Origin of the sequence: Xenorhabdus sp. Sc-CR9, assembly GCF_963897815.1 — a bacterium.
Classification (GTDB): Bacteria; Pseudomonadota; Gammaproteobacteria; order Enterobacterales; family Enterobacteriaceae; genus Xenorhabdus.
In genome coordinates this window covers 37494-45353 of record NZ_CAWQTY010000165.1, presented here as the reverse complement: position 1 = coordinate 45353, position 7860 = coordinate 37494, and the positions used below count along the sequence as shown (strand labels likewise).

7 protein-coding genes are annotated in these 7860 nt (G+C 43.3%); 2 read left to right on the top strand and 5 right to left on the bottom strand.

Annotated features, from left to right (window positions below):
* Nucleotides 1-156: 156 nt before the first annotated feature.
* Nucleotides 157-1020, bottom strand: coding sequence for a glutamate racemase (gene murI / locus AACQ81_RS08095; protein WP_237386949.1), 864 nt, complete (start codon nucleotides 1018-1020; stop codon nucleotides 157-159).
* Complete coding sequence (gene btuB / locus AACQ81_RS08090) at nucleotides 965-2803, bottom strand: TonB-dependent vitamin B12 receptor BtuB (RefSeq protein ID WP_237386948.1); 1839 nt, start codon at nucleotides 2801-2803, stop codon at nucleotides 965-967. The genes murI and btuB overlap by 56 nt, the downstream gene beginning before the upstream one ends.
* 216 nt (nucleotides 2804-3019) lie before the next feature.
* Here btuB and trmA point away from each other — a divergent pair, with 216 nt between their 5' ends.
* Nucleotides 3020-4120, top strand: a complete 1101-nt coding sequence (trmA, locus tag AACQ81_RS08085) for a tRNA (uridine(54)-C5)-methyltransferase TrmA (protein WP_237386947.1) — start codon at nucleotides 3020-3022, stop codon at nucleotides 4118-4120.
* Nucleotides 4121-4201: 81 nt separating this feature from the next.
* On the opposite strand, the gene AACQ81_RS08080 is transcribed toward trmA, so the two are convergent.
* Nucleotides 4202-4579 carry a YijD family membrane protein gene (locus tag AACQ81_RS08080; protein WP_237386946.1) on the bottom strand — a complete coding sequence of 126 codons (378 nt, stop codon included), beginning with the start codon at nucleotides 4577-4579 and terminating at the stop codon, nucleotides 4202-4204.
* A 31-nt stretch (nucleotides 4580-4610) separates the two neighbouring features.
* Complete coding sequence (fabR, locus tag AACQ81_RS08075; protein WP_237386945.1) at nucleotides 4611-5261, bottom strand: HTH-type transcriptional repressor FabR; 651 nt, start codon at nucleotides 5259-5261, stop codon at nucleotides 4611-4613.
* 207 nt (nucleotides 5262-5468) lie between these two features.
* On the opposite strand from fabR, the gene sthA reads away from it, so the two are divergent.
* Nucleotides 5469-6866 carry a Si-specific NAD(P)(+) transhydrogenase gene (gene sthA, locus AACQ81_RS08070; RefSeq protein ID WP_237386944.1) on the top strand — a complete coding sequence of 466 codons (1398 nt, stop codon included), beginning with the start codon at nucleotides 5469-5471 and terminating at the stop codon, nucleotides 6864-6866.
* Here sthA and oxyR read toward each other — a convergent pair.
* Nucleotides 6858-7775, bottom strand: a complete 918-nt coding sequence (gene oxyR / locus AACQ81_RS08065; protein WP_237386943.1) for a DNA-binding transcriptional regulator OxyR — start codon at nucleotides 7773-7775, stop codon at nucleotides 6858-6860. The two genes, sthA and oxyR, sit on opposite strands and share 9 nt — an antisense overlap.
* Between the last annotated feature and the right edge of the window lie 85 nt (nucleotides 7776-7860).

Here is a 7860-nt window from a genome sequence, read left to right as displayed (position 1 = left end):
AGTCAAGCGTTTATTTTCGCTCTTTTCCGACTTCCCGCCGCGGCCTGTCTCAGCGCAGCGTCGGTCAGTGGTGGCGCATTATAGGGGGTTTTCCGCCGCTGACAAGAGTTTTTTTCAAAAAAATTACCGACAGCTGATTATTACGGCAAATCTCACTTAAATTGGTAGTTTTTTCAGCACAGGGAAGCCATATTCACGTAAAACGGGACGCAAAGCTTCACTATTTGCTTCTATTTTTGTGCAATAAGCCAAGTTATTTTCAGTTGTTAAAAACAAATCACCCTTATTTTTAACCAACCATGCCGTTCGGCGAGCAATTGCAATCCCTGAATCAACTAATCTTGTTCCAGCGGGTAAAATTTGCGAGAGTTCTTCTGCTAACAGGGGAAAATGAGTGCAACCCAAAATGACAGTATCCGGTGGTTCTTTCATTCTCAGCCATGGCTTCAATATTTTTTCCAACTCTTCTAGTGGAACATCATTGCCGTGCAACTTCCTCTCAGCCAATTCTACCAATTCAGCAGATCCTATTGAATGTATCTGACAATCTGTAGCGAATCGGGTAATTAATTCTTTGGTATAGTCACGATTCACTGTAGCACGTGTCGCCAATAAGCCCACAATACGGTTACAACTCAGTTTTGCCGCTGGTTTGATTGCAGGAACAACACCAACAACAGGAAAGGGAAAGCGTTCGCGTAAAGTGGGTAAACTGACTGTACTGGCAGTATTACAGGCGATAACAACAACTGCCAAAGGATGTTTTTTTTGAATAATATCAACAATATGAACAACCCTTTCGATAATCACTTCAGCTGTTTTTTCGCCGTAAGGAAATGCTTCATTGTCGAAAGCATATATATAGTGGAGCCCCGGCAACACCTGTAGGACCTCTTGATAGACAGATAAACCACCCACTCCGGAATCAAAAACCAGAATCGTTGGACGGGCGGTCTTATTTAAATCAGAAGTTGTAGCTGCCGGTGAGGTAGTATTCTCTTCCTGGAGTGCGATAGCCATAGGCTGTCTCATAATTTTTATCAAACAGATTAGCTATTTTAGCACGAATTATAAGGTGGTCAGTGATTGGATATGAGGCGTTGATGTCCCATAGACTTACACCTGCCAATTTCACTGTTTTCGGAGGGAACACACTATAATCTTGGTCATAACGCTTACCAATATATTGATAAGTTATCCCCCAATCAACATTGAAAGTTTCCCAGTCTAATTGGTATTTAACTTGCTGTTTAGCTCTGCGAGTTAATTGCTGGTCATTGCCATCACGCGGATCAACATACTGTAATGTGAGTTGATGTTGGAATATGCCAGTATCTATTGTTCCCGTCCACTCAACACCTTTTATTTTAGCCTTACCAATATTTTCATAACGGTCATTGGTAAAATTTATCAACTGTTCAATTTCATTATGATAAACAGACAAACGCCAATTCAGTGGATCTGTCAATCCTTCAATACCACCTTCCCATTGTTTACTTTTTTCTGGTTTAAGGCTTTCATTGCCCCATTGGCTATAAAGTTGGTTCAAAGTCGGAGCTTTGAACGCTGTCCCATAGGCAACGATGAAACGATAACCATCAAGGAATTCCCAGCTCGCTCCAGTTTGCCATGTTGTATTCCAATCATATTCAGAATGATTATCTGAACGCACTGCTCCTTCCAATGTGAAATCATGAATTCTTTGCTGTGCCGTTAAGTACAATCCTGTGTTATCGACATCTTTTTGGACGGGGATATTATTGGAACCTGCGGCAACCGATTCCCGCTTCCAATCCACGCCACTACTGATCGCTCTATGGCCTACTTGCCATAAGTTTCCCCACTGAACATTGTATTGTTTGGAATCACTCAAGCTGGTCGCTTTACCATAACGTCCATAGTCAGGAGCATGGTTGTAATCTTTTACATGACTGTAACTGGCAATTAGTTGTGAAGAATAAATACCTTGGTTAAATTGAATTCCAGCATCATAAGTACGGCTGAATAATTCGCGAGTATCGGTATCGCCGATACTCCATGCATCATAAGCTGTCCGGTTATTAAACCCATAGGTTCGAGCAAATCCACTAACTTGCTCATTTATTTTATGATCTATTTCCAGCCACAGCATTTTACTCATAAAGCCATCACGATCCGGCTGACGATACCCTCCTGTTTTACCATCAACAATCACATCAAACCCTTTGGTATAGGTATAGCCTGCCGCCGCTGTTAATAAGGTATCCTCACTGAGTTTTTGCTGGGTTGAACCGTTATAGTTCTGATATCCATTCGAACCAATACCGGCATTCAGTGTGGTTCCCCGTTGTTCTCTCTTTGTGATGATATTGATTACACCACCGATGGCATCAGAACCGTATACAGCAGAGCGGGCACCACGGATATATTCTATCCTTTGCACCATTGAGATTGGGATCTGACTAAAATCAGCCGAACCCGTAATACCAGCCTGATTCAAACGAATACCATCCACCAGCACCAGAGTATGATTTGAGTTTGTGCCACGAACAAATAAGGATGAATGTTGCCCAATGCCACCATTCTGTGCAATATCAACACTCGGCAAACGGCGTAAAACATCGACTAAGCTACTGGATTGCCAATTATCTATATCTTCACGAGTCACTACCGTCATTGGTGCTAACACTGAAGAAATCGGCTGTTTAAAACGATTGGCTGTAACGACTATCGGATCTTGATTATCCGCAACTGCAACATGACTCCAGCCAGAAAACACGGCCACAGACACAACAGAAAAAAGGATATGTCTTTTATTTATCATAAGATTTGTGATGAGAGGATGTGTGGTATCTAACTTTTATGCATCCAATATGCACCTAACTATAAAGGGTCATGCTACGATGAAGATCTTAAGGTGTCCAGAACCCTTCTCCATCAAAAAAAGAAGCTGATAAACCAGAAAACTGGACATCCTTTGCGCTTCCCCTACAATGCCGCTCGGAAATTTTTCTTAACGCGACCATACGAGAACCAGATAATGCAGAATGCTTTGCCAACGGAAAATTATGAAAATCAATTGATGGAGAAGGCCCACCGCCTAAAAGGAATGATGGCTCCCTTTAGCGCCCCTGAGCCTGAAGTTTTCCGTTCCCCTGCATCACATTACAGAATGCGGGCAGAGTTCCGTATCTGGCATGAGGAAGATGACCTCTACCACATTATGTTTGATCAGCAGACCAAGCAGCGTATCCGCATCGATCAGTTTCCAGTTGCCAATCAACTCATCAACAGCATGATGCAGGCCATCATTGCGGGTGTAAAAGATAACTCAATATTACGCCACAAACTGTTTCAGATAGATTACCTTTCCACTCGTAGCAACAAAATCATTGTCTCCCTGCTTTACCATAAAAAACTGGATGATGAGTGGCGTGAACAGGCAATCGTTCTGCGTAGCCAATTAATGGCAAAAGGTTTTGATGTCCAACTTATCGGACGCGCAGCAAAAACCAAAATCATGCTCGACCATGATTATATAGATGAAGAATTATCTGTTGCTGGTAACACCATGATTTATCGTCAGGTTGAAAACAGCTTTACGCAACCTAATGCCAGCATCAATATTCATATGTTGGAGTGGGCAATTGATATCACCAAAGACTCAAAAGGCGACCTGCTTGAGCTGTATTGTGGTAATGGCAATTTCTCTCTGGCACTGGCGCAGAATTTCGACCGAGTACTGGCAACGGAAATTGCTAAGCCTTCAGTTGCTGCCGCACAATTTAATATCACAGCAAATCAGATTGATAATGTACAAATTATCCGTATGTCAGCGGAAGAATTTACACAAGCGATGAATGGCGAGCGGGAGTTTAACCGACTACAAGGGGTTGATTTAAAAAGTTATCAATGTGAAACCATCTTTGTTGATCCTCCGCGCAGTGGATTGGATGAAGAAACCGTCAAAATGGTTCAAGCGTACCCACGTATCCTGTATATTTCCTGCAATCCAGAAAAGCTCTGCCAAAATCTGGAAACACTGACACAAACCCACAATGTCAGCAAACTGGCACTTTTTGATCAGTTTCCTTATACCCACCATATGGAATGCGGTGTACTGCTCGAAAAAAGAGGCTAGTCGTCATCAAACTGTCCAAAAACAAAAACGCCACAGAGCTATTCTTGTGGCGTTTTTGTTGAACCATGGGGCCAGAAACTATCAGTTTTGGCTTTCTGACGTCAGTATCGCCTGCTGTTTACGCCCTTTCACCTTTAGGTAAATCCAGAATACCAGTGCAGTACCAATGACAACAGGAAAGAAATTAGAGCCAATTTCCGGATATTCCATCCGAATAAATGCGCTGTACATGAACATTCCTAAAAAGAAACATCCTATCGTGAGTTTTGGTAATCCTTCAGCCATTGGATAATTCAAATAACGTTGATGGAGACAATACAGAGAAAGTACCAGTGCAATAATTGGAAAAATGGAAAAAGAAATATAAGAATTGAAAAATGTTGAGAAAGTTCCGTGTGTTGCCAGACCAACGATAAGAGCCAGCAACATTGTGCTTTTATCTTGGCGGTATTGTTCCATCGTATTATTCTCCTTTTATTATTCAGAAGGTTTAGGGATCGTTTTTAGGGACAGTGTTTTTTTCTTGCTCACGACGATACCAATAATAAGCGCCTTTGGAAATCATGCGGAGTTGTAAAACTAAACGTTCTTCGAGACGGCATCTTTTCTCCTCATCAATATCCAACGCTTCTGCGCCTGCGCTGAATACAATGGTTACCATCGCCTCGGCTTGTATTTCAGTAAAATGACGTGGCATATGACTCGCTTGCTCGAGGTAGTCTGCCAGTTCAGCAATAAAATGTTGGATTTCTCGTGCTACAGCCGCACGAAATTCAGCCGATGTGCCAGAACGTTCACGCAGCAGCAGGCGGAATGCATTAGGGTTGTTGCCGATGAATTCCATAAACGTTGAGACAGACGTTCGGATGACACTGCCACCCTTTGCAATACGCTGGCGAGCCTGACGCATCAATTGGCGTAACATCAAACCACTTTCGTCCACCATCGTCAGCCCTAACTCATCTACATCCCGAAAATGACGATAGAAAGAAGTCGGTGCAATACCCGCTTCCCGAGCCACTTCCCGCAGACTCAAGCTAGTGAAACTGCGTTCAGCACTAAGTTGACTGAATGCCGCTTCAATCAGGGAGCGACGGGTTTTTTCTTTCTGTTTTGCTCTGATGCCAGTTACGTTACTCACAACAATCCTGATCTGTCTCAACTCGATAATGGGGCAAATATAACAGATTCTGCTTAGTTTGCTGTGATTGTTCTCTTAAAGATATTATTCGGGGTTTTTCTATTTTATTTTTAAACAATGAGATAAAAACCATATGCTCATTGGGTTATTACTCCAACTAATGTTAAGATAGAGTTGTTATTTTGTGTAAAAACAGGTCATTCCTCTATGCAATATACTCATTTTGATGCCATTGTGATTGGCTCTGGTCCCGGTGGGGAAGGAGCAGCAATGGGGTTAGTGAAACAAGATAAAAACGTTGCAGTGATAGAACGTTATAATAATGTCGGTGGTGGATGTACCCATTGGGGAACTATTCCGTCGAAAGCTCTCCGTCATGCCGTCAGCCGTATTATCGAATTTAATCAAAATCCCCTCTACAGTGATAACTCCCGCATTCTTCGTTCCTCATTTTCTGAAATACTGCGCCATGCTGAAGTCGTTATTAACCAGCAAACCAAAATGCGCCAAGGGTTTTATGAACGCAATCGGTGCCGAATGTTTTCTGGAGAAGCAACACTTATTGATGAGCATCGGGTGAGTGTGCGTTATGCCGATGATAGTGTTGACGTATTGAGTGCGGACAAAATCATCATTGCCACTGGTTCCCGCCCTTATTGCCCTCCTGATGTCGATTTTACCCATTCCCGTATTTATAACAGCGATACCATACTGCAACTGGATCACGAACCGCGCCACGTGATTATTTATGGTGCAGGGGTGATTGGCTGTGAATATGCTTCTATCTTCCGGGGATTAGGTGTTAAGGTTGATTTGATCAATACACGTGATCACCTGCTCTCTTTCCTTGATCAAGAGATGTCTGATGCCTTGTCCTACCACTTCTGGAATAGTGGCATTATCATCCGCCACAATGAAGAATACGAAAAGATTGAAGGTGTTGATGATGGTGTGATTGTTCACATGAAATCCGGCAAGAAAGTTAAAGCAGACTGCCTTCTGTATGCCAATGGCCGAACGGGTAATACAGATACGTTAGGGTTGGAAAATGTCGGATTGGAAACAGATAGCCGGGGCTTACTCAAAGTTAATCGCGTCTACCAAACCAGCAATAAAAATATCTACGCAGTTGGTGATGTCATCGGTTACCCGAGTTTAGCTTCAGCAGCCTACGATCAGGGTCGCATTGCGGCAAAAGCAATGACGACAGGAGAAGCTGATCTGCATTTGGTGGAAGATATCCCAACAGGGATTTATACCATTCCTGAAATCAGTTCTGTTGGCAAAACAGAGCAGCAACTGACCTCAATGAAAATTCCTTATGAGGTAGGACGTGCTCAATTCAAGCATCTGGCAAGAGCACAGATTGCAGGTATGAATGTCGGCAGTATCAAGCTCCTGTTCCACCGTGAAACAAAACAGATTTTGGGTATTCATTGTTTTGGCGAGCGGGCCGCAGAGATCATTCATATCGGTCAGGCCATAATGGAACAAAAAGGTGAAGGCAATAATATCGAATATTTCGTTAATACAACCTTCAACTATCCAACAATGGCCGAAGCTTACCGTGTTGCAGCACTCAATGGGTTAAATCGGTTATTTTGATATTTTTCCGAGTTCGTCTAAATAATTACCCATTTTAGTTCGGATCGCCTCTGCCAATTGCTCATAGCGACCACGCAGAGGTGAACCGGGACGATAAACCAATATAACTGAACGTTGGGGTTCCGGCTCTTTGCATTCCAGATAACAAATACCATCACGCTTACCCTCTTTTGGAACTGCTAAGGCAGGCAGCAAGGTAATACCACTCCCTGCGGCCACCATATTCCGCAGCGTTTCCAGACTGGTTGCCCTGAAATGCATATCTTCTTTAGCGCCGGCCTGAAAACAAAACCCCATCGCTTGATCACGCAAACAGTGCCCATCTTCCAGCATTAATAATCTCTCACCGGACAGTTCATTCATGTTGATTTGAGTTCTCTCTGACCACTTATGGCCTTCATACACCGCTAATTTCATCGACTCCTCAAAAAGCGGTACCTCAATAAATGCTTCTGTTTCTTTCACCAGAGCCAAAATCACGCAATCAAGCTTTCCACTATCTAACTGTGCCAGCAGGTTTTGGGTTTGAGCTTCATGCAGGTACATTTCCAATTTAGGAAATAATTTATGCAGTGCAGGAATGATAAGAGGCAGGAGATAGGGACCGACTGTCGGAATAAGGCCAATATGCAGCGGCCCAGACATACTTTCGCCTTGAAGGGAAGCCATCTCCTGCAAGACCTTCACTTCCCGCAATACGGTTTTGGCCTGTTCCACCAGCAACATACCCTGTTGGGTAAATAATACCTTGCGGCTCGTGCGCTCCAACAGCATCACGCCCAACCCATCCTCCAGCTTGCGGATTTGCCCGCTCAGTGTTGGTTGGCTGACATGACAGGCATCAGCAGCTCGACGAAAGTGCCGGTATTCAGCAAGTGCTACAAGGTATTCCAGATCGCGGATATTCATTCCCAACCTCAGCATTTGATATCAATGATAGTATTGATCAATGAATCATTATATCCACGAGAAGAAAAAACTATCAACCAATGGT

Excerpts from the sequence above, each read along its gene's own strand:
- murI (WP_237386949.1), bottom strand. The coding sequence starts at position 1,020 with ATGGCTATCGCACTCCAGGAAGAGAATACTACCTCACCGGCAGCTACA.
- btuB (WP_237386948.1), bottom strand. The coding sequence starts at position 2,803 with ATGATAAATAAAAGACATATCCTTTTTTCTGTTGTGTCTGTGGCCGTG.
- trmA (WP_237386947.1), top strand. The coding sequence starts at position 3,020 with ATGCAGAATGCTTTGCCAACGGAAAATTATGAAAATCAATTGATGGAG.
- AACQ81_RS08080 (WP_237386946.1), bottom strand. The coding sequence starts at position 4,579 with ATGGAACAATACCGCCAAGATAAAAGCACAATGTTGCTGGCTCTTATC.
- sthA (WP_237386944.1), top strand. The coding sequence starts at position 5,469 with ATGCAATATACTCATTTTGATGCCATTGTGATTGGCTCTGGTCCCGGT.
- oxyR (WP_237386943.1), bottom strand. The coding sequence starts at position 7,775 with ATGAATATCCGCGATCTGGAATACCTTGTAGCACTTGCTGAATACCGG.